This is a genomic window from Bradyrhizobium sp. SZCCHNS3002 (assembly GCF_032377435.1).
GTDB lineage: Bacteria > Pseudomonadota > Alphaproteobacteria > Rhizobiales > Xanthobacteraceae > Bradyrhizobium.
Map to the genome: position 1 here is coordinate 364,265 of NZ_JAUHHY010000002.1, position 23,835 is coordinate 388,099.

At 66.5% G+C, this 23,835-nt stretch carries 24 protein-coding genes; 16 read left to right on the forward strand and 8 right to left on the reverse strand.

The annotated features are described in order from the left end of the window. Positions 1-22: 22 nt before the first annotated feature. Together QW845_RS06045 and QW845_RS06050 are read left to right on the forward strand one after the other, a co-directional pair. Positions 23-814: a Bax inhibitor-1/YccA family protein gene (locus QW845_RS06045; protein ID WP_315800709.1), complete on the forward strand. Its 792-nt coding sequence runs from the start codon at positions 23-25 to the stop codon at positions 812-814. A 155-nt stretch (positions 815-969) separates the two neighbouring features. After that, on the forward strand, positions 970-1,497 hold the full coding sequence (locus QW845_RS06050) for a GNAT family N-acetyltransferase (RefSeq protein WP_315800710.1): 528 nt from the start codon (positions 970-972) through the stop codon (positions 1,495-1,497). A 41-nt stretch (positions 1,498-1,538) separates the two neighbouring features. On the opposite strand, the gene QW845_RS06055 is transcribed toward QW845_RS06050, so the two are convergent. The 3 genes from QW845_RS06055 to acnA all read right to left on the reverse strand — a co-directional run bounded on the left by QW845_RS06055 (position 1,539) and on the right by acnA (position 6,014). Further along, positions 1,539-1,904: a DUF2794 domain-containing protein gene (locus QW845_RS06055; RefSeq protein WP_315800711.1), complete on the reverse strand. Its 366-nt coding sequence runs from the start codon at positions 1,902-1,904 to the stop codon at positions 1,539-1,541. 418 nt (positions 1,905-2,322) lie between these two features. Next, positions 2,323-3,105, reverse strand: coding sequence for a DUF1223 domain-containing protein (locus tag QW845_RS06060; protein WP_315800925.1), 783 nt, complete (start codon positions 3,103-3,105; stop codon positions 2,323-2,325). A 188-nt stretch (positions 3,106-3,293) separates the two neighbouring features. Then, positions 3,294-6,014 (reverse strand): aconitate hydratase AcnA, encoded by a 2,721-nt coding sequence (gene acnA, locus QW845_RS06065; RefSeq protein ID WP_315800712.1) that lies wholly within the window; start codon positions 6,012-6,014, stop codon positions 3,294-3,296. Positions 6,015-6,237: 223 nt separating this feature from the next. Here acnA and ccmA point away from each other — a divergent pair, with 223 nt between their 5' ends. The 5 genes from ccmA (at position 6,238) to QW845_RS06090 (ending at position 9,487) form a co-directional block, all read left to right on the forward strand. Then, complete coding sequence (ccmA, locus tag QW845_RS06070; protein ID WP_315800713.1) at positions 6,238-6,867, forward strand: heme ABC exporter ATP-binding protein CcmA; 630 nt, start codon at positions 6,238-6,240, stop codon at positions 6,865-6,867. 313 nt (positions 6,868-7,180) lie between these two features. Further along, complete coding sequence (ccmB, locus tag QW845_RS06075; RefSeq protein WP_315715915.1) at positions 7,181-7,849, forward strand: heme exporter protein CcmB; 669 nt, start codon at positions 7,181-7,183, stop codon at positions 7,847-7,849. A gap of 93 nt (positions 7,850-7,942) precedes the next feature. Further along, positions 7,943-8,719, forward strand: coding sequence for a heme ABC transporter permease (locus QW845_RS06080; RefSeq protein WP_315800714.1), 777 nt, complete (start codon positions 7,943-7,945; stop codon positions 8,717-8,719). A gap of 1 nt (position 8,720) precedes the next feature. Beyond that, positions 8,721-8,900 (forward strand): heme exporter protein CcmD, encoded by a 180-nt coding sequence (gene ccmD / locus QW845_RS06085; protein WP_315715913.1) that lies wholly within the window; start codon positions 8,721-8,723, stop codon positions 8,898-8,900. Beyond that, complete coding sequence (locus QW845_RS06090) at positions 8,897-9,487, forward strand: DsbE family thiol:disulfide interchange protein (RefSeq protein ID WP_315800715.1); 591 nt, start codon at positions 8,897-8,899, stop codon at positions 9,485-9,487. The genes ccmD and QW845_RS06090 overlap by 4 nt, the downstream gene beginning before the upstream one ends. Positions 9,488-9,702: 215 nt before the next feature. Here QW845_RS06090 and QW845_RS06095 read toward each other — a convergent pair whose 3' ends face one another. Both QW845_RS06095 and ftsY read right to left on the reverse strand, forming a co-directional pair. After that, complete coding sequence (locus QW845_RS06095) at positions 9,703-10,305, reverse strand: septation protein A (RefSeq protein ID WP_315800716.1); 603 nt, start codon at positions 10,303-10,305, stop codon at positions 9,703-9,705. 85 nt (positions 10,306-10,390) lie between these two features. Further along, positions 10,391-11,338: a signal recognition particle-docking protein FtsY gene (ftsY, locus tag QW845_RS06100; RefSeq protein ID WP_315800717.1), complete on the reverse strand. Its 948-nt coding sequence runs from the start codon at positions 11,336-11,338 to the stop codon at positions 10,391-10,393. A gap of 59 nt (positions 11,339-11,397) precedes the next feature. On the opposite strand from ftsY, the gene QW845_RS06105 reads away from it, so the two are divergent. Further along, complete coding sequence (locus QW845_RS06105; RefSeq protein ID WP_315800718.1) at positions 11,398-12,294, forward strand: RNA pseudouridine synthase; 897 nt, start codon at positions 11,398-11,400, stop codon at positions 12,292-12,294. A gap of 102 nt (positions 12,295-12,396) precedes the next feature. Here the strand turns inward: QW845_RS06105 and mtaB are convergent, their stop codons facing one another. Next, complete coding sequence (gene mtaB / locus QW845_RS06110; protein WP_315800719.1) at positions 12,397-13,707, reverse strand: tRNA (N(6)-L-threonylcarbamoyladenosine(37)-C(2))-methylthiotransferase MtaB; 1,311 nt, start codon at positions 13,705-13,707, stop codon at positions 12,397-12,399. Further along, positions 13,704-14,570: a diaminopimelate epimerase gene (gene dapF, locus QW845_RS06115; RefSeq protein ID WP_315800720.1), complete on the reverse strand. Its 867-nt coding sequence runs from the start codon at positions 14,568-14,570 to the stop codon at positions 13,704-13,706. Before dapF ends, mtaB begins: the two co-directional genes overlap by 4 nt. 170 nt (positions 14,571-14,740) lie before the next feature. On the opposite strand from dapF, the gene QW845_RS06120 reads away from it, so the two are divergent. Then, positions 14,741-15,511: a GyrI-like domain-containing protein gene (locus tag QW845_RS06120; protein WP_315800721.1), complete on the forward strand. Its 771-nt coding sequence runs from the start codon at positions 14,741-14,743 to the stop codon at positions 15,509-15,511. 5 nt (positions 15,512-15,516) lie between these two features. Then, positions 15,517-16,227, forward strand: a complete 711-nt coding sequence (locus QW845_RS06125; RefSeq protein ID WP_315800722.1) for an SIMPL domain-containing protein — start codon at positions 15,517-15,519, stop codon at positions 16,225-16,227. Positions 16,228-16,424: 197 nt separating this feature from the next. Here the strand turns inward: QW845_RS06125 and QW845_RS06130 are convergent, their stop codons facing one another. Continuing rightward, positions 16,425-17,417, reverse strand: a complete 993-nt coding sequence (locus tag QW845_RS06130) for an MBL fold metallo-hydrolase (RefSeq protein WP_315800723.1) — start codon at positions 17,415-17,417, stop codon at positions 16,425-16,427. A 337-nt stretch (positions 17,418-17,754) separates the two neighbouring features. On the opposite strand from QW845_RS06130, the gene ffh reads away from it, so the two are divergent. From ffh to leuC, 6 genes are all read left to right on the forward strand, one after another. After that, the gene (gene ffh, locus QW845_RS06135; RefSeq protein WP_315800724.1) at positions 17,755-19,302 is read left to right on the forward strand and encodes a signal recognition particle protein; all 1,548 of its coding nucleotides are present in this window, start codon (positions 17,755-17,757) and stop codon (positions 19,300-19,302) included. A gap of 138 nt (positions 19,303-19,440) precedes the next feature. Beyond that, positions 19,441-19,773 (forward strand): 30S ribosomal protein S16, encoded by a 333-nt coding sequence (rpsP, locus tag QW845_RS06140; RefSeq protein ID WP_008964221.1) that lies wholly within the window; start codon positions 19,441-19,443, stop codon positions 19,771-19,773. A 128-nt stretch (positions 19,774-19,901) separates the two neighbouring features. Then, on the forward strand, positions 19,902-20,498 hold the full coding sequence (rimM, locus tag QW845_RS06145) for a ribosome maturation factor RimM (protein ID WP_315800725.1): 597 nt from the start codon (positions 19,902-19,904) through the stop codon (positions 20,496-20,498). A 200-nt stretch (positions 20,499-20,698) separates the two neighbouring features. Continuing rightward, a complete protein-coding gene (gene trmD, locus QW845_RS06150) occupies positions 20,699-21,475 on the forward strand; it encodes a tRNA (guanosine(37)-N1)-methyltransferase TrmD (protein ID WP_315800726.1) in 777 nt (258 codons plus the stop codon). 109 nt (positions 21,476-21,584) lie between these two features. Beyond that, positions 21,585-21,968: a 50S ribosomal protein L19 gene (gene rplS / locus QW845_RS06155; protein WP_315800727.1), complete on the forward strand. Its 384-nt coding sequence runs from the start codon at positions 21,585-21,587 to the stop codon at positions 21,966-21,968. Positions 21,969-22,375: 407 nt separating this feature from the next. Beyond that, positions 22,376-23,782 (forward strand): 3-isopropylmalate dehydratase large subunit, encoded by a 1,407-nt coding sequence (gene leuC / locus QW845_RS06160; RefSeq protein WP_315800728.1) that lies wholly within the window; start codon positions 22,376-22,378, stop codon positions 23,780-23,782. Positions 23,783-23,835 lie beyond the last annotated feature (53 nt).

Here is a 23,835-nt window from a genome sequence, read left to right on the forward strand (position 1 = left end):
GGCAACCAACGGGAATTCGACCATGTCGGACCTCAACCGCAACTATGCTTCACCCTTTGGCCGGGTGGCCGGGCGCGCCGATGCCGCGACCGTCGACGCCGGTCTGCGCGCCTACATGCTGCGCATCTACAATTACATGAGCATCGGCCTGGCCATTACCGGCCTCGCGGCGCTCGGCGTCTACATGGCGTCGGTGACCGGCGATCCGGCGGCCGGCGTGTTCAAGTTCGGCAACGCCTATCTGACGCAGTTCGGCTACGCGATGTTCGTGAGCCCGCTGAAGTGGCTGTTCATCCTGGCCCCTCTGGTCATGGTGTTCGCGATCTCGGCCGGCATCAACCGCCTCGCGCCGTCGACCGCGCAACTCCTGTTCTGGGTGTTTTCGGCCTTGATGGGCATCTCGCTGTCGTCGATCTTTCTGGTGTACACCCACACCTCGATCGTGCGGGTGTTCTTCATCACCGCGGCGACGTTCGGCGCGCTCAGCCTCTACGGCTACACGACCAAGCGTGACATGACGGGCATGGGCTCGTTCCTGTTCATGGGCCTGATCGGCATCGTGCTGGCGAGCCTGGTGAACCTGTTCCTGGCGAGCTCGATGCTGCAGTTCATCGTCTCGGTGATCGGCGTGTTCGTGTTCGCCGGCCTGACCGCCTGGGATACGCAGCGCCTGAAGAACGAGTACATCTACGGCTACGCCTCCGCGGGCGGCGACATCGCCGAGCGCGCAGCGATCACCGGCGCGCTGTCGCTGTACCTGAACTTCATCAACCTGTTCACGCTGCTGCTGCAGCTGCTCGGACAGCGCGACTGATCCAACCGCTCGAACGAGCGACCTTCGAAGCCCCGGCCTCACCGCCGGGGCTTTTCGTTTGCACAAACCCGATTGCGACCGGCGCAAAGCGGCAGCGACAGCCATGCCGCGAGGCCGGATTGATCGCCGCGTCCGCATGGGTATGCTTGCACCCCATGTCGAACATTGAAATCCGGCCCACCCAGGAGGCCGACCTCCCGGCCATCACCGCCATCTACGGCCAGGCCGTCCGCGAGGGCACGGCCACCTTCGAGCTCGACCCTCCGGATCTGGCGGAGATGACGCGCCGCTTCCGGGCGCTCCGCGACGGCGGCTTCCCCTATTTCGCCGCCCTGCTGGACGGAGAGGTGGTGGGCTATGCCTATGCCGGGCCCTACCGGCCCCGCCCTGCCTATCGCTTCACGGTGGAGAACTCGGTCTATCTCGCTCCCGCCAGCCAGCGTCGCGGCATCGGGATGCGACTGATGCGGCAGCTGATCGACGCCTGTGAGGAGGGAGGCTTTCGCCAGATGATCGCCGTCATCGGCGACTCCGCCAATGCCGGCTCGGTCGGGCTGCATACCGCCTGCGGCTTCCAGATGATCGGCACCCACCCGAGCGTCGGCCTGAAATTCGGCCGCTGGCTCGATACTGTGATGATGCAGCGCCCGCTCGGGGCCGGGAGCAGCGACGTCCCGGCGTAAGCGACGCCGGTCGAAATGTCGTGATCACCCGGCGGGTCGGATCAGACCAGCGCCGGCTTCGGCGCGATCGCCAGCAACACGCGCTCAAGCTCGTGGCCGCGGCGCAGGATCAGCCCGGTGGCCGAGATCACGCTGTACATGCCCTGCTTGCGTGCGAGACGCGGATCCTTCTCGATGCGGTAGATCGGCACCTCGGACGCCCGGCGAAACACGGAGAAGACGGCCCGGTCACGCAGGAAGTCGATCGAATAGTCGCGCCACTCACCGTCGGCGACCATGCGACCGTAGAGGTTCAGGATGCGGTTCAGCTCCAGGCGGTCGAACGTCACCCGGTTCGGCGCTGCGGCCGCACTGCGCGCCGCCGCGCGGTTCTCGCTGGGGTCGGCGTCCTCCGGCGTGAGGTTCATTGGCGTCCTCCTGTCATCTGTGTGACATGATCGCGCCATCCGGCAGAAGCCGCAAGGGGCCGTTTTCGTTGTTGAAGTTCGACCGAGCCTGCGAGGTCATCAGTTCCGCGAACACGCAAGCGTCACGGGATCGTTAGCGGAATCATAATCGCGCCGTCTTTCCGCCCACCGACCGCCCCCGACCTTCGGCATAAGATTCGTGTGCGTTGGCCCGGTCCTTTCGGTTCCGGATTCCTCAGCCCCCAGCCCCCCGGGGTCGTCAGGATCGGGTCTATTCACAAGTAAGGCAAAGGGCCAACGCAAGTTGGTCCTTTTGCTTTTCTGGCGTGAGCTGCCGGAAGATGTCGCGGCGCGCCGTCGCACGGACGTGACGCGCCTCACGCAGGTCAGCGAAAACGAAGATCGGAACGACGGAAGATCAGCGCTCGGGACCACGCGCCGTTGCTGAAGCCCGTCCGCCCAACGGCAACTCGGAAAAGGCGGCGCCGAGCATCGGCCCAGGGCGGTCGCGACTGCCGTCCTGCACATAGACGACGGTGCCATCGACGCCCTCGCGGGCGATCTTCTCCAGCGGCACGCTCCAGCTGACCGGCGACCCGGTCCAGTCACCCAGCTTCTGGAGACCGCGAACGACGTTGTAATAGGTCAGGTCGCGGCCGCTGTTCTCGCCGCGCCCGACCGAGATCGGGACCACCCGCGAGATCGAGCAGACCCAGACCTCGCCGTGCCGGCGCGGCGCATGCTCGCTGGCCGCGGCGACCGAGACGGAGAGCTCCTGGCCGTCGACCGACAGCCTCACCGGCACCGACATCACCGCGCCGCCCTGGACGGTTTCCTCGATCGCGCCTTCGATCGCCTCGCGGTCGCTGCCGATCACATGCACAGAGCCGTTGATCACCGCCTGCGGCGTATAGACCTCGCGGTCCCCGCGCGCACGAGAATAGGCCCGCTGCCGGGCCGTGAAGCGGGAGTCGGCCAGCGTGTCCTTCCAGCCGAGATAGTCCCAGTAGTCGATCGGCAGCGACAACGCGATGACCGAAGGATCTCTGGCGAGCTCGCCGAGGATCTTGTCAGCCGGCGGGCAGGACGAACAGCCTTGAGAGGTGAAGAGTTCGATCACCGCACGGGGATCGGATGCGGCTGGCCGGACGAAAGCGATGACCGCACAGACACTCAGCGCTGCGCGCGACCACCACGACATCTGTCCACTCATCGCCACTGTCCCGTCTGGACCACCGTCCGCTGCGCCCTGCGCATCACTGCATCCGCGATGCCGTCCTCGTAGTTAACAAACCGAAAATGCAAAGGAGGCGGCCTTTGTCATAGGCCGCCTCCTTCATCACCCGCTACTCACTTCAGAGTGAGCCAAACTGTCGCATCGCGCTTTGGTTAAGCGGCGAGCTTGCGCAGCACGTAGTGCAGGATGCCGCCGTTGCGGTAGTAGTCGAGCTCGTCGAGCGTATCGATCCGGCAGAGCAGCGGCACCTGCTGCGCCGCACCGTCGGCCGAGACGATCTCGGCGGTCAGGGTTTGGCGCGGCTTCAGGTCGCCCTGCAGGCCCTTGATGGTGACCTTCTCGTCGCCCTTGAGGCCGAGCGACGACCAGGACGTGCCGTCCTGGAAGGTGAGCGGCAGAACGCCCATACCGACCAAGTTGGAGCGATGGATGCGCTCGAAGCTCTGGCAGATCACGGCGCGGACGCCCAGCAGCCGGGTACCTTTGGCGGCCCAGTCGCGCGACGAACCGTTGCCGTATTCGGCGCCGGCGAACACCACCAGCGGCACGCCCTCTTCCTGATACTTCATCGCGGCGTCGTAGATCGACATCTGCTCGCCGTCTGGCCAGTGCTTGGTCAGGCCGCCCTCGGGAATGTTGCCGTCGGCACCCTTGAGCATGAAGTTCTTGATGCGGATGTTGGCGAAGGTGCCGCGCATCATGATCTCGTGATTGCCGCGGCGGGTGCCGTACTGGTTGAAGTCGGCCGGGCGGACCTGGTGCTCGCTGAGGAACTTGCCGGCGGGCGAGGTCAGCTTGATCGAACCGGCCGGCGAGATGTGGTCAGTGGTGATCTTGTCGCCGAACAGCGCCAGCACGCGGGCCTCGACGATGTCCTTGATCGGCTCCGGCTCCTTCTTCATGCCTTCGAAATACGGCGGGTTCTGCACGTAGGTCGACGACATGTTCCAGCGATAGGTCTCGCTCTCGACGGTCTTGATCTTGCGCCAGTTGGTGTCGCCCTTGAACACGTCGGCGTAGCGCTTCTTGAAGATCGACGCCTTGACGAACTTCTTGACGAAGTCATTGACCTCCTTCGTCGTCGGCCAGATGTCCTTCAGGTAGACCGGCTTCTTGTCCTTGCCGATGCCGATCGGCTCGACCGCAAGGTCCTTGGTCACGGTGCCGGCCAGCGCATAGGCGACGACCAGCGGCGGCGAGGCCAGGTAGTTGGCCTGCACGTCCGGCGAGACGCGGCCTTCGAAGTTGCGGTTGCCCGACAGCACGGCCGCCGCGACCACGCCATTGTCGTTGATCGACTTCGAGATCTCCTCCGGCAGCGGGCCGGAATTGCCGATGCAGGTGGTGCAGCCGAAGCCGACCAGATTGAAGCCGACCTTGTCGAGGTCCTTCTGCAGGCCCGAATTAGCAAGGTATTCGGCAACCACCTGGCTGCCCGGGGCGAGCGAGGTCTTCACCCACGGCTTGGCCTTGAGGCCCTTGGCGGCGGCGTTGCGGGCCAAGAGGCCGGCGCCGATCAGCACGCTCGGGTTCGAGGTGTTGGTGCAGGAGGTGATGGCGGCGATGACGACGTCGCCATGGCCGATATCGAAGTCCTTGCCCTCGACCGGGAAGCGCTGCTCGGCCGCATCGGGCTTCTTGTACTCGCCGGCCAGCGCGGTCGCGAAGCCTTCGGCGACTGCGGGGAGCGCGATGCGGCCCTCGGGACGCTTCGGACCGGCCATCGACGGCACGACGTCGGCGAGATCGAGGGTCAGCGTCTGCGTGAACACCGGGTCGGCCGACTTGGCGGTGCGGAACAGGCCCTGCGCCTTGGCATAGGCCTCGACCAGCGCGACGCGCGGCGCCTTGCGGCCGGAGGTCTTGAGATAATCGATCGTCGCGGTGTCGACCGGGAAGAAGCCGCAGGTCGCGCCGTATTCTGGAGCCATGTTGGCGATGGTCGACTTGTCGGCGACCGAGAGATGGTCGAGGCCGGGGCCGAAGAACTCGACGAACTTGCCGACCACGCCGAGCTTGCGCAGCATCTGGGTGACGGTCAGCACGAGGTCGGTCGCGGTGACGCCTTCCTTCAGCGCGCCGGTCAGCTTGAAGCCGACGACGTCGGGCAGCAGCATCGACAGCGGCTGACCGAGCATGCAGGCCTCGGCCTCGATGCCGCCGACGCCCCAGCCGAGCACGGCCAGACCGTTGACCATGGTGGTGTGCGAATCGGTGCCGACCAGCGAATCCGGATAGGCGACCTCGAAGGTGCCCTTGGTGCGGCCGATCGTCATCTTCTCCTTCTTGGTCCAGACCGTCTGCGCCAGATACTCGAGATTGACCTGGTGGCAGATGCCGGTGCCGGGCGGCACGACGGAGAAGTTCGAGAACGCCTTTTGGCCCCACTTCAGGAATTCGTAGCGCTCCTGGTTCTGCTTGTACTCCTCGGCGACGTTCTTGCCGAACGCCTTGTTGTCACCGAAGTAGTTCACGATCACCGAATGGTCGATGACGAGATCGACCGGCACCAGCGGGTTGATCTTCTCGGCATCGCCGCCGAGCGCCTGCATCGCGTTGCGCATAGCGGCGAGGTCGACGACGGCGGGGACGCCGGTGAAATCCTGCATCAAGACGCGCGCCGGGCGGAAGGCGATCTCGTGCTCCAGCGACTTCTTGCGCAGCCATTTCGACACCGCGACGATGTCGTCCTTGGTGACGGTGCGGCCATCCTCGTTGCGCAGCAGATTCTCGAGCAGCACCTTCATCGAGTACGGCAGCTTCGAGATGTCCTTGAGACCGTTCTTCTCGGCTGTGGGCAAGCTGTAATAGATGTAGCTCTTCGTTCCGACCTTGAGGGTCTTGCGACACTTGAAGCTGTCGAGCGAGGTCATGCGTGGAAATCCCAATTGATCTGCATACCCGGAGGGGGTATTTAAGAACCGTCAGCGCGAGGCGCCGGATGGCTTGCAGCGGATGATTGTGTGCTGCATCAAGGTCGGGCTTATAGAAGCTTTCTAACTGCGCCGCCACAGAGACAAGCAAGTCCCGACGTGGCATCACCCACAAATTCTCACGCGCTAGCCATCAATTTCGTAAGGGCGCTCACGACAGGCCATGCAGGCGACTTCAACACTGTCTCCGAAGCTGTTCGGCCGCGACGTCAGATGCGTGCGCGGCGGCCGCGAGGTGTTCGCAGGACTGGCCTTCGAAGCAGTCGCGGGCGAGGCGCTGGCAGTGACCGGACACAATGGTGCGGGCAAGACATCGCTGCTGCGGCTGATTGCCGGCCTGCTGCTCCCGGCGGGCGGCTCCATCGCCATCGAGGGCGGTGAGAGCGAGCTGACGGTGCCCGAGCAGGCGCATTATCTCGGCCACCGCGACGCGCTGAAGCCGTCGCTCAGCGTGCGCGAAAACCTGACCTTCTGGGCCGACTTTCTCGGCGGCGGCGTCACGCGGCCGATCTCCGACTGCCTCGCGGCCGTCGGCATCGCCCACGCCATTGACCTGCCCGCCGCCTATCTGTCCGCCGGCCAGCGCCGCCGTCTGTCGCTGGCCCGCCTGCTCGCGGTGCCCCGCCTGCTGTGGCTGCTCGACGAGCCGACCGCCGCGCTCGACGTCGCCGGACAGGCGATGTTCGCCGGGCTGATGCGGGAGCATCTCGCCGGGGGCGGACTGATCATGGCGGCGACCCACGGTCCGCTCGGCATCGACACGCGCGAGCTGCGGATTGGAACGATCGGATGATGCCCCCCTTCTTCACGACGCCCGCCGGCCCCTCCATTCCCTCCCCCCTTGTGGGGGAGGGTCAGGGAGGGGGGTGCCATACGACGTGGCCTATCGAACTGAGCGCAACCCCATCGCTCCACCCATCCTATCGATGCGCGCCCCCCTCCCCCTTGCGGGCAGGGGTCGGGGGTAGGAGTCCCCACCGGCGGTCTCGCCCGGAGCCACCCCCCTCCCCAGCCCTCCCCCACAAGGGGGGAGGGAACGAAGTTTGCCAGCGGTCGGAGCACGGCTCACTCCCGCGCAATGCGCCATCAGCCCAGGCCCTCCCCGCATGACCGCGCTCGGTGCCCTCATCCGCCGCGACATCAAGATCGCGCTGCGCATCGGCGGCGGCGCGTTGATCGGCGTGCTGTTCTTTCTGACCGTCGTGGTGCTGATGCCGTTCGCGGTGGGGCCCGACCTGGCGCTGCTGACCCGGCTCGGCCCCGCCATCCTCTGGCTCGGTGCCCTGCTCTCCAGCCTGCTCACCCTGGACCGGCTGTTCACCGCCGACCACGAGGACGGCTCGCTCGACCTGGTCGTGATGAGCCGGACACCGCTGGAGCTGGCCTGCGCCGCCAAGGCGCTGGCGCACTGGCTCGCCGCCGGCCTGCCGCTGGTGATCGCGACGCCCGTGCTCGGCCTGCTGCTCAACCTCGACGCCACGGCGACCGGCGCCGTCGCGCTGACGTTATTGGCGGGCACGCCTGCCCTGACCTTCATCGGCATGATCGGTGCCGCGCTGGCGGTGACCATGCACCGCGGCGGGCTGCTGCTGGCCGTCTTGGTGCTGCCACTTTCGATCCCGGTGCTGATCTTCGGCGTCGCGGCGTCGCAGGCGGCCATCGTCGGCCCGCTGCCGTTCGGGGCGCCGTTCTCGATCCTGTGCGCATTGTCGCTGGTGAGTTTCGTGATCGGCCCGTTCGCCGCTGCGACAAGCTTGCGGAACGGGCTGGATTGACCCACCGCCCGCCGGGGTTTGACCATGATCAACTCTTACCTAGCGACGCCGTGCTGATTGCCTGCAACCGCGTCCGCCGTTAACAAGGGTCTCATGTCGCTGATCGACCTCGCCAATCCCACTCGGTTCCTTGCGCTGGCGGCGCGGCTGCTGCCGTGGCTGGCGCTGGTCACGGCCGCGCTGCTGGCTGCCGGCCTGTACCTCTCCGCAGTGGCGCCCGACGACTATCAGCAGGGCGCGACCGTCAAGATCATGTTCATCCACGTGCCCAATGCCTGGCTGTCGATGTTCGTTTGGAGTATCATGAGCATCGCCTCGCTCGGCACCCTGGTGTGGCGGCATCCGCTCGCTGACGTCGCCGCCAAGGCCGCCGCCCCGATCGGCGCCAGCTTCACGTTCCTCGCGCTCCTCACCGGCTCGCTGTGGGGCCGGCCGATGTGGGGCACCTATTGGGAGTGGGATGCGCGGCTGACCTCGGTGCTGATCCTGTTCTTGATGTATCTCGGCCTGATGGCGCTGTGGCGCGCGGTCGAGGATCCCACGCGCGCGGCACGCGCCGCCGCGGTGCTGACGCTGGTTGGCGCGATCAACCTGCCGATCATCAAGTTCTCAGTCGACTGGTGGAACACGCTGCATCAACCGGCGTCGGTGATGCGGATGGGCGGTCCGGCGCTCGACAAGGCCTTCCTGATCCCGCTGCTGGTGATGGCCGTCGGCTTCACCTTCCTGTTCGTGACGCTGCACGTCGCCGCGATGCGCAACGAGATCCTGCGCCGGCGTGTCCGCAGCCTGCAGATGATGCAGGCCCGCACCTACACAACGACCGCACCAGCCGACGATGCGGCAGGCCGGATCGCGGGAGCGGCTTGACATGGACCTTGGCCCCTATACCTCCTTCATCGCCACCTCCTATCTTGCGGCGGCGCTGGTCGTGATGCTGCTGATCGGCTGGATCGCCATCGACTACCGCACCCAGAAGGCGCGCCTGCGCGCGCTCGAGGACAGCGGCATCAGCCGCCGTTCCGGCCGCGCCGCGACGGACATCCAATGACCGAACCGACAGAGCCGGCGCCGCGGCGCCGCTCATTCCTCATGCTGCTGCCGCTGGCGGTGTTCCTCGGGCTGGCGGCGCTGTTCTGGTCGCGCCTCGGCAACGGCGATCCGTCGCAGATTCCCTCCGCGCTGATCGGCCGCCCTGCGCCGGCCACACCGCTGCCGGCGCTGCCAGAGCTGGCGAAGGACGGCACGCCGGTGCCCGGCCTCGACCCGGCTGCGCTCAAGGGCAAGGTCAGCATCGTCAACGTCTGGGCATCGTGGTGCGTGCCTTGCCACGACGAGGCGCCGCTGCTGGTCGAACTCGGCCGCGACAAGCGCTTCCAGATCATCGGCATCAACTACAAGGACGGCGCCGACAACGCCCGCCGCTTCCTCGGCCGCTACGGCAACCCTTACGACGTCGTCGGCGTCGACGGCAACGGCCGCGCCGGCATCGAATGGGGCGTCTACGGCGTGCCCGAGACCTTTGTCGTCGGCCGCGAAGGCACCATCGTCTACAAGCTGGTCGGCCCGATCACGGCGCAGAACATCGACGCCGTGCTGAAGCCGGAAATCGAGAAGGCGCTGAAGGCAGGGAGTTAGTTCGCGGTCGGCAAGTCGTTAGTTTCTCGTCGTTGCAAGTGGACGTGACTGCCGAGCTCGCGCAACGACCCACGGTGTCGTCCCGGCCTTGAGCCGGGACCCATACTCCGCGGCCGTCGTGGTGGGCAAGATGTTAACGACGCGCCTGCCCCAAACTCAAGCCTGTGGTTCTGGGTCCCGGCTCAAGGCCGGGACGACAGCAGAGTTTGCCGCAACTACCCCTTGCTCACATCCCCTTCCGCGGCGTCGCTGGCTTCCAACGAGGCCGGGTCGAGGTGGTAGCGCTTGATCAGCGGCATCTGGGCGATGGCGAAGATCATGGTCAGCGGCACGACACCGAACGCCTTGAAGCCGACCCAGAAATCGGTGCTCTGCGTGCGCCAGACGATCTCGTTCAGCACCGCCATCGCGGCGAAGAACAGCGCCCAGCGAAACGTCAGGATGCGCCAGCCCGCGGGCGTCAGATTGAACATCTGATCGAACATGATCGCGATGAAGGAGCGATTGAACAAGAGCCCGCCACCGAGCACGGCCGCGAACAGCCCGTAGATGATGGTCGGCTTGACCTTGATGAAGGTCTCGTCGTGCAGCACCAGGGTCAGCGTGCCGAACACGATGACGACGACGGCGGTCACCAGCGCCATCAGCGGGACGTGCCGCGTCACCACGTAGGACGCGATCAGCGCCGCAATGATCGCGACCATGAACGCGCCGGTCGCCGCGAACAGGTTGAACTTGGCATTGACCACGAAGAAGATGATCAGCGGACCGAGCTCGGTCGCGAGCTTGAACAGCGGGTGCGGCTGGGTCTTGTCCATTCCATATCCTGTTGGCTGCAGCCACGGCAGCGGTTGATCCGGTCGTCTCGATCTGGCGGTGGGCCGGAGCCCGGGCGTGGCGACGTCAATCCTCGATGCCGGCGATCGCCCGCGCAAAATCTCTCGCGGCGAACGGTGAGAGATCCTCGACCCCCTCGCCGACGCCGATGAAGTGCACCGGCAGCTTGAACTTCTCCGACAGCGCCACGAGGATGCCGCCGCGCGCCGTGCCGTCGAGCTTGGTCATCACGAGGCCGGTGACGCCTGCCGTACGATGAAACGCCTCGACCTGCGACAGCGCATTTTGTCCCACCGTCGCGTCGAGCACGAGCAGCACCGCATGCGGCGCCGAGGTGTCGACCTTGCGAATGACACGCACCACCTTCTCGAGCTCGTTCATCAGCTCGGCCTTGTTCTGCAGCCGGCCGGCGGTGTCGATCAGCAGGATGTCGCGGCCCTGCTCCTTGGCCGCGGTGATGGCGTTGAACGCCAGGCTCGCGGAATCAGAGCCTTGCGCGCCGGCGACGACCGGCGCCCTGGTGCGCTCGCCCCACACCTTGAGCTGCTCGATCGCGGCGGCGCGGAAGGTATCGCCCGCGGCCAGCATCACCTGCTTGCCTTCGGAGGCAAATTTCTGCGCCAGCTTGCCGATCGTGGTCGTCTTGCCGGAGCCGTTGACGCCGACGACGAGAATGACGAACGGCTTGTGGCCAGCGTCGATCGTGAGCGGCTTCGCCACCGGCGACAGCACCTTCTCGACCTCGGTCGCGACCACCGCCTTGACCTCGTCGGCACTGATCGCCTTGTCGTAGCGGCCGTGGCCTACGGCTTCCGCGATCCGCGCCGCCACCTGGGTGCCGAGATCGGCGCGCAGCAGCACGTCCTCGATGTCGTCGAGCATCGCGCGGTCGAGCTTGCGCTTGGTGACGAGATCGGCGACGGCGGTGCCGAGCGCGCCGGAGGTGCGCTTCAGGCCGGCCGACAGACGCCGCCACCACGACAGCTTGGGTGTTTCGGAGGTGGTATCGTTCATGGCGTGGTGTTAGCCCTTTCCATTCGCAAACGAAAGCTCACACCCGCGTTACGGTTTCCATGGACATTAACCAACCCACCGACGAGGAGATGCTCGCCCGCGTGCTCCACCGCGACGGGCTGATGCTGGTGATCGACAAGCCGGCCGGCATTCCCGTGCACAAGGGGCCGAAGGGCGGGCCGAACCTCGAAGCCTCGTTCGACGCGCTGCGCTTCGGCCTGCCGCGCCCGCCGGTGCTCGCGCATCGGCTCGACAAGGAAACCTCCGGATGTCTGGTGCTCGGCCGTCATCGCAAGGCAACGGCGTCGCTCGGGCTTTTGTTCAAGCATGGCAAGATTTCGAAAACCTATTGGGCTGTCGTCGAAGGCGGGCCCGACGCTGACGAGGGCGTGATCGAGCTCCCGCTCGGCAAGCTCAACGCCGAACGCGGCTGGTGGCAGAAACCGGACCCGCAGGGCCAGCCGGCAGTGACGAAATGGCGGGTGTTGGGGAGGTCGTATTCTCTCACTCCCCCACCTCAGATCTCGATCTCGACTTGCGACACCGACTCCCCTCCCCCTCGCGGGGAGGGGTCGGGGGCGGGGGTCCCCACGGGCAGTGTCGCCCGGAGCCACCCCCCTCCCCAACCCTCCCCCACAAGGGGGGAGGGAGCGCAGGGTGCCGGGGGAGAGAGCGAACCTCAATCCACCAAGACACCCAAGCTCACTTGGCTCGCCATGGAACCGGTCACCGGCCGCACGCATCAACTGCGCGTGCACTCCGCCGCATCCGGCTGGCCGATCGTCGGCGACAACATCTACGGCAACGGGCCGCGCTTCGGCGAGCCGCGGCTGCATCTGCATGCGCGGGAGATTTCGATCCCGCTGTCGAAGAACAAGCCCCCGGTGCAGGTCGTCGCACCAGCGCCGCTGCACATGCATGCGCGGCTGCGGCTGTGCGGGTGGAACGGGGAGTGAGCCCGTCTCTCTCCACTCGTCATGGCCGGGCTTGTCCCGGCCATCCACGTCTCAGTTGCCCAAGGCGGCGTGGATGTCCGGGCCTTCGCCGCCCCGAAGCGGCTACGGCCGCGCAGGCGGGTCAAGCCCGGGCATGACGGAGTCCTGGACTAACAGCCTCGCGCCATCATGCCCGACGATCATCAACCGCTGCACCGTCCCCGGCACAGCGCCGCGGACGGCCGCCGGCAGATAGTGCTCCGTCCGCCCCAGCGTCTCGCTCTCGATCAGCACCTCGCGCTCGCTGCCGATCTCGGCATCCAGACGCCGCAGCAACGCCGCCTCTCCCGCGGCCCGCAGCCTCTTGGCGCGATCGCGGATGACGGCGCCATCCACCTGCGGCATGCGCGCCGCCGGCGTGCCCGGGCGCAGCGAATACGGAAACACGTGCAGAAACGTCAGGCCGCATTCCTCGACCAGGTCGATCGAGCGCGAGAACATCTCCTCGGTCTCGGTCGGAAATCCCGTAATCAGATCGGCGCCGAGCGAGATATCCGGACGCAGCCGCCGCACTTGGTCACAGAACGCGATCGCGTCGGCGCGCGAATGTCGCCGCTTCATGCGCTTCAGGAGCAGATCGTCGCCGGCCTGCAGCGACAGATGCAGATGCGGCATCAGCCTGGCATCATCCGCGAGCGCATCGAGCAGGTCGGCATCGGCCTCGATCGAATCGATCGAGGAGATGCGTAGACGCTGCAGCTCCGGAACGTGGCGCAAGATCTGCTTGACCAATCTGCCGAGCTTCGGCGTCGCCGGCAGATCCGCGCCGTAGCTCGTCAGGTCGACGCCGGTGAGCACGATCTCGGCATGGCCGCGCTCGACAAGCGTCCGCACCTGATCCACCACGGCGCCCATCGGCACCGAGCGCGAATTGCCGCGGCCGAACGGGATGATGCAGAAGGTGCAGCGATGGTCGCAGCCGTTCTGCACCTGGACGAACACCCGCGGCAGGCCGCGCTGGAAGCCGTCGACCAGATGCGGCGCCATCTCCGTCACCGCCATGATGTCGGAGACAGCGACCTTCTCGAAAGCCTCGATGCCGAATCGTGGCGAGGCCAGCGCCTGCGCCGTCGCGCGCCACGCATCGGGCCGCAGCTTGTCGTCATTGCCGATGACGCGGTCGACCTCGGGCATGGCAGCGAACATGCCAGCCTGCGTCTGCGCCGCACAGCCGGTCACGACGATGCGCGCCGCGGGGCGCTCGCGCTTCAGCTTGCGGATGGATTGTCGCGCCTGCGCCACGGCTTCGTTGGTGACGGCGCAGCTGTTGACGACGATGGTGTCGTCGGCGCCGGCCGCTTCGGCATGCTTCGCGATCAGCTCGGATTCGAACGCGTTGAGCCGGCAGCCGAAGGTGACGACATCGACGCTCATGCGACGCTGGCGAACAGCTCTGGCTCGAACCGCCCCTCATATTCGAAGGTCGCGCTCCCGGTCATCAGCACGTGATCGTCGCGCTCGCGCCACTCGATCGTCAGCTCGCCGCCGGGCAGCGTCATCTGCACGATCCGGTTGGCGCGCTTCAGACGGGCCGCCGCGACCGCGGTCGCGCACGCCGCCGAGCCGCAGGCCCTGGTCAGCCCGGCGCCGCGCTCCCAGGTCCGCATCGTGATGTGGTCGCGGTCGACGATGTGGGCCAGCGTGATGTTGGCACGCTCGGGGAAGATCGGGTGGTTTTCCAGCAGCGGCCCGAAGCGCTCCAGATCATAGGCGTTGATGTCCTCGACCCAGAACACCGCGTGCGGGTTGCCCATGTTGACGACCGACGGCGAATGCAGGATCGGGGCGTCGATCGGGCCGATCTGCAGCTCGATGTAGCGGGTGTCGCGGAATTCCTCGGCGAGAGGAATCTCCTGCCAGCCGAACTTCGGCACGCCCATGTCGACGGTGTAGAGGTCGGGCGCCGGGCCCTGCCAGCAGTTCAGCAGTCCGGCGCGGGTCTCGAACGTCGCGCTGGTCTGGCCGGTCTTGCCGAACACCTGGCGCACCACGCAGCGCATGCCGTTGCCGCAGGCGCCGGACTCCGAGCCGTCATTGTTGTAGATGCGGATGAACGCTTCGGTGCCGTCGAGCCGCGGCGGCTGCAGCACCATCAGCTGGTCGTAGGGCACGCGGGATGCCACCGCCCGCGCCTCGTCCGGCGTGACGACATGCTTCACGTCGCGAAGATCGACCACGACGATCTCGTTGCCGATCCCGTTCATCTTGACGAAGCTGTGGTTGGCCAGCGCGCTCATGAAAATATCCAAATTGTGTCCGCCTTATATGGCGAATGGCGCGGCATTGACCAGCCTGCAGAGCGACATGACGCATCTGTCATGGGACGCCGCGCCGCCGAGCATGTTAGGACCGGTTCATTCGCCGGCACGAACCGGGCAAAGCAGCACGGCCACTGGAGAATAGTCGAATGAATCTCAGCACTTTCCGCCTTGTTCTGGCCGTGAGCTCGGTCGCGCTCCTGCTCGGCGGCACGCCCGCCCGGGCCCAGGCGCCGTCGGCCTCGCCGGCTCCGGCGGCATCGGCCACGCCTGCGCCAGCCCCGAGCGTGCTACCGGCTCCCTCGGCACCGGCCTCTCCTGCACCTGCCGCGTCGGCCAGTCCCGCGCCCGCGACCAGCCCAACGCCGGCCGCCAGCGCGAGCCCCGCGCCGTCGTCATCTCCGACCGCGGCCCAGTCCCCCGCCACGCCGCCGCCGGCCGCGGCGCCGGCCCAGGCGGGCGACGCCTTCGGTGACGAGATCAAGCTCGAGGCGAAGAAGGTTGTCCTCGTCAAGGGCACCGCCAATTGGGACAACGCATTCGATACGCTGATCGACTCCTTCAAGTCGCTGTCGGCCACGCTGGACAAGCAGGGCATCAAGCCCGCCGGCAACGGCATGATCGTCTACACCTCGACCGACGACACCGGCTTCACCTTCCTGGCCGAGATGCCGATCGAGCAGGAGCCGAAGACGCTCGGCAAGGGCATGAGCATCGGCCAGTCGCCCGAGGGCAAAGCGCTGAAGTTCGTCCATCGCGGCTCCTACGACAACATGGACAACACCTACGAGGCGATCACCAACCACCTTGATGAGCGCCGGCTGGAGGCCAAGGACACCTTCATCGAGGAGTATTTGACCGACCCCTTGAAGACGGCCGAGGACAAGCTCGTCATCAACGTCTACGTGCCGCTGAAGTGAGCACCATGATGATCAGATCGATGTTTGTTGCCGCACTGGCGGCCGCTACGACACTGCCGGCGCTGGCGGACGACATCGCGCGCCAGGACACCCCGGCAATCACCGTCAGCGGCGAGGCCAGCGTGACGGCGCCGCCGGATCTGGCGCAGATCGACGCCGGGGTGGCGTCGGATGCGAAGACGGCGCGCGAGGCCGCCGAGGCCAACAATGCCGCGATGGCCAAGGTGCTCCAGGCGCTGAAGAGCGCGGGGATCGCCGACAAGGACTATCAGACGTCGCGGCTGTCGATTCAGCCGCAATATGCGCAGAACCGGCCGGGCCAGCCGGCCGTGACCGGCTATCGCGCCTCGAACCGCGTCACCATCAAGGTGCACGATGTCGCCAAGGTCGCCAGCGTCATCGACACGCTGGTCGGCGCCGGCGCCAACGACGTCGGCAACATCTATTTCAGCGTCGCCGAGCCGTCCAAGCTGCTCGACCAGGCGCGCGAGAAAGCCGTCGCCGACGCGCGCCGCAAGGCCGAGATCTACGCCAAGGCCGCTGGCGTGACGCTCGGCCAGCCGCTCAACATCGCCGAGGACGGCGCTCCGGCGCCGGTGTTCCGCGCCAAGACCTTCGCCGCGCCGATGGCCGCGACGCCGACACCGGTGGCACAGGGCGAGGAGACGCTGTCGATCACGGTCAACGTGACCTGGGCGATCAAGCCGGCGCAGTAGGTATAAGTCTGTCTCATACTGTGAGACGCGACGCGGCCACTACAAACTCAGTGTCGTCCCGGCCTTGAGCCGGGAGCCATACGCCGCGGCGGATGTTATCGCGCGAGATGGAGCTGCCGGCCTTCGCAAAACTTGATTCGGTGGTTATGGGTCCCGGCTCAAGGCCGGGACGACACCATTGTTGTTGCGGCAGCGGACTAAATCTCCACCACTTGCCCCGGCTTCAACACGCCAAAACGCTCGCGTGGGATGCCGGCCTGGTCGAGCGCCGTGTGCAGCGCGTGCACCGGCGCATCGATCGCCTCATCGGTCAGCTGGAACGTGCCGTGGTGATGCGCCAGCGCGGCCTCCGCGCCGCAATCCTGCAGCGCCTGCACGGCATCCTCCGGGTTCATGTGCTGGTCGCGCATGAACCAGCGCGGCTCGTAGGCGCCGATCGGCAGGATCGCCAGCCTGATCGGCGCGTGCTGCTCCGCAACGCGGCGGAAATGCTTGCCCGTGCCGTAACCGGAATCGCAGACGATGTAGAGCCGGCCGCGCGGCGTCTCCAGCACGAAGCTTGCCCACAATGCCTTGTTGCGGTCGAACAGGCCGCGCGCCGTCCAGTGCCGCGTCGGCACCAGCGTCACCGCGACCTCCTCGTTCAAGGTCACGCGATCGTGCCAGTCATAGGCCTCGGCGCGGATCTTGGAGTCGGCGTCGATCATCGTGAGGTCGTTGCCGAGCGGTGTGACCACCCGCGGCGAAAATCGCGCGGTCAGCTTCGACAAGGTCCGGATATCGAGATGGTCGTAGTGCCCGTGCGAGACCAGCACGACATCGATGTGCGGCAACGCCTCGAAGGCGATGCCGGGATCATTGTGGCGTCGCGGGCCGGCGAAGGACAACGGCGAGACCCGCTCCGACCAGACAGGATCGACCAGGATGTTGAGCCCGCCCGTCTGGACCAGCCAGCTGGCATGGCCGATGAAGGACAGCCGCACCGCCTCGCCGTCGATCCGGTGCGGCGGCGCGTCGGCATGCGGGCTCGGCGCCCAGGCCGGCCAGCGGGAACGCTTGCCGTTGCGGTCGAACTGCCAACGCAGCACCTGGGAGAGGGATTTGGGCGGAACGCCGTCGGGATCGTAGAAGCGCTTGCCGTCGAAATGGTCGGTGACGGGGCCGGAATAGGTCCTGGAACGGCGCAACAAGGTCGTCCTCGCGAAGGCAAAGCTGAACTGGCTGAAGAGGTAAGCGGCCGCACAGGGTCCGGCAACGGGACGGCGCGAAGCAAGTTTCCTTGACTTTTGCGGCTGCGGAGGGTTTAACCCGGCCGAATTTCGGAAAGTTTCGTCTTTTCGAGCCACCGCCCGGCCCTGGAGGCCGGAGGTCACCGCCCGACAGCGCTGTGCGCCCTCGGGCGCAAACGTGTTTGGACTGACGGTTTCGGCCGATCTGCCGAGGCCTATATGGTCGTCATAGGCCGCAGCACGCGGCGATGACGGGCGGCAATGAAGCGAGCGCCCGGCAAGGGCAAAGGATACGGCATTGTTCGACAATCTGTCGGAAAGGCTTGGCGGCATTCTCGATCGGCTGACGGGGCGTGGTTCGCTCTCGGAAGCCGATGTCGACGCCGCGATGCGCGAGGTCCGCCGGGCGCTGCTCGAGGCCGACGTCGCACTGGAGGTTGTCCGCAGCTTCACCGAGCGCGTGCGCGAGCAGGCGATCGGCGCCACCGTGGTCAAGTCGGTCACCCCCGGCCAGATGGTCGTGAAGATCGTCCATGACGAGTTGGTCAAGACGCTCGGCGACGACGGCCAGACCATCGACCTCAATGCCGTGCCGCCGGTGCCGATCATGATGGTCGGCCTGCAGGGCTCGGGCAAGACCACCACCACTGCCAAGCTCGCCCGGCGCATGGTTCAGCGCGACAAGCGCAAGGTGCTGATGGCCTCGCTCGACGTCTACCGTCCGGCCGCCATGGAGCAGCTCGCGGTGCTCGGCCGCGACTTGGACATTCCGACCCTGCCGATCGTCGCCGGCCAGATGCCGCCGCAGATCGCGCGCCGCGCCATCGAGGCCGCCAAGCTCGGCGGCTATGACGTGGTGCTGCTCGACACCGCCGGCCGCACCACTCTCGACGAGGACATGATGAAGGAGGCCGCCGAGATCAAGGCGGTCGCCAACCCGCACGAGATCCTGCTGGTCGCGGATTCGCTGACCGGCCAGGACGCCGTCAATCTCGCCCGCTCGTTCGACCAGCGCGTCGGCCTCACCGGCATCGCGCTGACACGTATCGACGGCGACGGCCGCGGCGGCGCCGCGCTGTCGATGCGCGCTGTCACCGGCAAGCCGATCAAGCTGCTCGGCACCGGCGAAAAGACCGACGCGCTGGAGGACTTCTATCCCTCGCGTATCGCCGGCCGCATCCTCGGCATGGGCGACATCGTCTCGCTGGTCGAGAAAGCCGCGGCGAACATCGACGCCGAGAAGGCCGCGCGCGCCGCCGAGAAGATGCGCAAGGGTCAGTTCGACCTCAACGACATGCGCGAGCAGCTCTTGCAGATGTCGCAGATGGGCGGCATCAGCGGGCTCATGGGCATGATGCCCGGCATCTCCAAGATGAAGAACCAGATCGCGGCCGCCGGGATCGACGACAAGATCCTCAAGCGGCAGGTCGCGATCATCGATTCGATGACCCGCGAGGAACGCAAGCATCCCGACCTGCTGAAGGCGAGCCGCAAGAAGCGCATCGCCGCGGGCTCCGGCCAGAGCGTCGAGCACGTCAACAAGCTCTTGAAGATGCACCGGAACATGGCCGACGTGATGAAGGCTATGGGCTCCGGCAAGCGCGGCCCGCTCGCCGGCATCGCCCAGGCGATGGGTTTTGGCGGCGGTGGCGGCATGCCCTCGCCGGAGCAGCTCAAGGCGATGGCCGAGAAGATGCCGGGCGGCATGCCCGGCGGCCTGCCGAATTTGCCGAAGGATCTTCCCGCTGGCCTGCGCGGCGGCTTGCCCAATCTTCCGGGCCTCACCGGTCTCAGCGGCAAGCCGACCCTGCCGGGTCTCGGCCTGCCTCCGGGGAAGAAGAAATGACCTCACTCCCGTCATTGCGAGGAGCGAAGCGACGAAGCAATCCAGAGTCGCGCACGCCGCTCTGGATTGCTTCGCTTCGCTCGCAATGACGACCCATCCAACTTCGTATCAAGACATCGACACCTAAGGAGAACTTTCATGTCCGTCGTCATTCGTCTCGCCCGTGCCGGCACCAAGAAGCGCCCGGTCTATCACGTTGTCGTCGCCGACTCGCGCTTCCCGCGTGACGGCCGTTTCATCGAGCGCCTCGGCTACTTCAATCCGCTGATGCCGAAGGACAACGAGGCGCGCCTCAAGCTCGACATGGAGAAGGTGAAGGGCTGGCTCGCCAAGGGCGCGCAGCCGTCCGACCGCGTCGCCCGCTTCCTCGATGCAGCCGGCGTCAAGAAGCGCGAAGCCCGCCAGAACCCGATCAAGGCCGTGCCGCGCAAGGAGCGCAAGGCGCAGGCCGAAGCCGCCGCCAAGGGCTAAGGTCCCTTGACGAGCGAGGCCTCATGCTTCGAGACGCACGGCTTGCGCCGTGCTCCCTTGCATGAGGAACTCGCGCCTCGTCCTGAGGAGCGCGCCCTTGCGCCCGTCTCGAAGGACGAGGCCTTCTGATGTCCAAGCTCATCTGCGTCGCCAGGATCGGCGCCGCGCACGGCGTGCGCGGCGAGGTCCGGCTGTGGACCTTCACCGAGGATCCGCTGGCCGTGCTGCATTACGGTCCGCTCACGACCAAGGACGGCAGCCGATCGTTCGAGGTCGCGAAGGCGCGCGAGGCCAAGGATCATCTGGTCGCCGCGATCAAGGGCGTCGCGGACCGCAATGCGGCCGAACGGCTCAACGGGCTCGAACTCTATGTGCCGCGCGAGCGCCTGCCCGAGACCGATGACGACGAATACTACCACGCCGACCTGATCGGCTTGGCCGCCGAGACCACCTCAGGCGCCCCGCTCGGCCGCGTGCTCGCCATCCATAATTTCGGCGCCGGCGACATCATCGAGATCGCTCCGCCCTCCGGGAGCACGCTGATGCTGCCGTTCACCAATGCGGTGGTGCCGACGGTGGACCTCGCCGGTGGGCGGGTGATCATCGAATTGCCAGGTGAGATTGAGGGCGAGGACAAAGACTCGTCCGATGATTCGGCCTCACAAGAGAGCGACGCTGCCGCCTCAAACTCGGCCCGTCGTCCCCGCGAAAGCGGGGACCCATAGCCACCGCAGCTGATTGGCTTGCGCGGGACTGGCCGCTTGCCGGGTTTCGAAAATCACGCGGTATGTGTCCCGGATCGGCGCCGCGCGCGCTGGTGCGCGTCACGGCTTGTCCGGGACGACAGCGGTGTGTGGAGCCGCACCAGCATACATCGCCGATGCAGGGGCTCGATCTCATCGCGCTGGTGCCGTAACAGAACGCCATGACCGCTTCGCCTCCGCCCTCTGCCCCGCTCTGGCAGGCCACCGTGCTGACGCTGTTTCCCGAGATGTTTCCCGGGCCGCTCGGCGTGAGCCTGGCCGGCCGAGCCTTGGCTGGCGGCATTTGGACGCTGGAGGCGCGCGACATCCGGGCCTCGGCGACCGACAAGCACCGGAGTGTCGATGATACGCCGGCTGGAGGCGGCCCGGGAATGGTGCTGCGCGCGGACGTGCTGGCCGCCGCGATCGATGCCGCCGCCGTTGCACCCGAACGGCCGAAGCTGCTGATGAGCCCGCGCGGTCGGCCCTTGACCCAGGCCTTCGTCCGCGAGCTTGCCGACGGTCCCGGCCCGCTGATCGTTTGCGGCCGTTTCGAAGGCATCGACCAGCGCGTCATCGACGCGCGCGAGCTGATCGAGGTCTCGATCGGAGATTATGTGCTGTCGGGCGGCGAGATCGCCGCGCTGGTGCTGATCGACGCCTGCGTGCGACTGCTGCCCGGTGTGATGGGCAAGCTCGAATCCGGCACTGACGAGAGCTTCTCCGACGGCCTACTGGAGTACCCGCAATACACGCGCCCGCAGCTGTTCGAGGGCCGTCCCATTCCGGATGTGCTCACCTCGGGCGATCACACCAAGGTCGCGGCGTGGCGGCGCGCGCAGGCCGAGGCGCTCACGCAAGCGCGGCGGCCGGATCTGTGGGCCGAATGGCAGGTGCGCCAGACCCTGGAACAAAGCAGGACCGGCCAAAAAGCGCCAAAAAGCACGACAGATGGGTGACAAGCCTCGCGCTTTGGCTTATAGGAGCGCCCAATTCCGCAAGTGACGGCAGGAACAAGCGCAGCCCCCGCGTGACCCGGCTGGGCGCGCCGCCGATGGAGATTTACCCGTGAACCTGATTCAGCAGCTCGAAAAAGAGCAGTTCGACAAGCTGTCCGCCAACAAGACCATTCCGGAGTTCGGCCCGGGCGACACCGTGATCGTCAACGTGAAGGTGGTCGAAGGCGAGCGCACCCGCGTGCAGGCCTATGAAGGCGTCTGCATCGGCCGGTCCGGCGGCGGCATCAACGAGAGCTTCACCGTCCGCAAGATCTCCTACGGCGAGGGCGTGGAGCGTGTGTTCCCGATCCTCTCCCCGATGATCGACTCGATCAAGGTCGTGCGCCGCGGCAAGGTGCGTCGCGCCAAGCTGTATTACCTGCGCCAGCTGCGCGGCAAGTCGGCCCGCATCGTCGAGAAGCAGGACCGCCAGCAGGCCGCGGTGAACGAGTAATCGTTGCTTCGATTGGATTGACGAAAAGCGCGGGCTGGTCCCGCGCTTTTTTGTTTTGGGCACCGTCATTGCGAGGAGCGGAGCGACGAAGCAATCCAGAGTCCTCGCTCAGCCCTGGATTGCTTCGCTTCGCTCGCAATGACGGCGGGCGCAAACGCATCTCGCACTCCCTTGCCCGCGTGCTATATATCGCCCTGAAATGGTTCTAGATCGCACCAGCATGGCCTGCCGCCGCGTCGTCATCGACGATCATAGCCGGCTGCCCGGGCGGTTCTTCGGAAGGTTCGCGACGTCTGCGACGTCCGAGCTTAGGCGCGCGCTGTAAGCCGCAGCGCCTCTTCCTGATTGTTCGCGCGTGCCCGTCACGCGTCGTGTCTCAAACCTTAAATTCCCGGGAGCATTCGCTCATGTCGAAGCCGACCACCCTGTACGACAAGATCTGGAACGACCATCTGGTGCACGAAGCCGAGGACGGTACCTGCCTGCTCTACATCGACCGCCACCTGGTGCACGAGGTGACGTCGCCGCAAGCGTTCGAAGGCCTGCGCGCCACCGGGCGCAAGGTGCATGCGCCGGAGAAGACGCTGGCCGTGGTTGATCACAACGTGCCGACCACCGACCGTTCCAAGCCGAATCCGGATCCGGAGAGCATCGAGCAGATCAAGGCGCTGGCCGAGAACGCCAAGGAATTCGGCATCGAATATTACAACGAATTCGACCGCCGCCAGGGCATCGTCCACGTCATCGGCCCCGAGCAGGGTTTTACGCTGCCCGGCACCACGATCGTCTGCGGTGACAGCCACACCTCGACGCATGGCGCGTTCGGCGCGCTGGCGCACGGCATCGGCACCTCCGAGGTCGAGCACGTGCTGGCGACACAGACGCTGATCCAGAAGAAGGCGAAGAACATGCGCGTCACGGTCGACGGCGTGCTGCCGGACGGCGTGACGGGCAAGGACATCATCCTCGCCATCATCGGCGAGATCGGCACCGCGGGAGGTACCGGCTACGTGCTGGAATACGCTGGCGAGGCGATCCGCGCGCTGTCGATGGAAGGCCGCATGACCGTCTGCAACATGTCGATCGAGGGCGGCGCGCGCGCCGGTCTGGTCGCGCCCGACCAGAAGGCGTTCGACTTCCTGCGCGGCCGTCCCAAGGCGCCGCAGGGCGCCGCCTGGGACGCAGCGATGCGCTACTGGGAGACCCTGCGCTCCGACGACGGCGCGCATTTCGACCACGAGCTCCGGCTCGACGCCGCCAAGCTGCCGCCGATCGTGACCTGGGGCACCTCGCCCGAGGACGTGATCTCGGTGACCGGCGTGGTGCCCGATCCGGACAAGATCGCAGACGAGGCCAAGCGCATCTCCAAGCATCGCGCGCTGAAGTACATGGGCCTGACCGCGGGCACGAAGATCACCGACATCAAGCTCGACCGCGTTTTCATCGGCTCCTGCACCAACGGCCGCATCGAGGATCTCCGCGCCGCAGCCAAGATCGCCGAAGGCAAGACCGTCAGCGGCCACGTCAACGCGATGGTCGTCCCGGGCTCGGGCATCGTCAAGGAGCAGGCCGAGGCCGAGGGCCTCGACAAGATCTTCATCAAGGCCGGCTTCGAATGGCGCGAGCCGGGCTGCTCGATGTGCCTTGCCATGAACCCGGACAAGCTGGCGCCGGAAGAGCGCTGCGCCTCGACCTCGAACCGCAACTTCGAAGGCCGCCAGGGCTTCAAGGGCCGCACCCACCTGGTGTCACCCGCGATGGCCGCGGCGGCTGCGATCGCCGGACACTTCGTCGACGTGCGCGACTGGCGCTGATCAAGCCGCCCGGTCATCGCTTTCTGCGTTGCTCGACTTCAAAAGGCGACGTT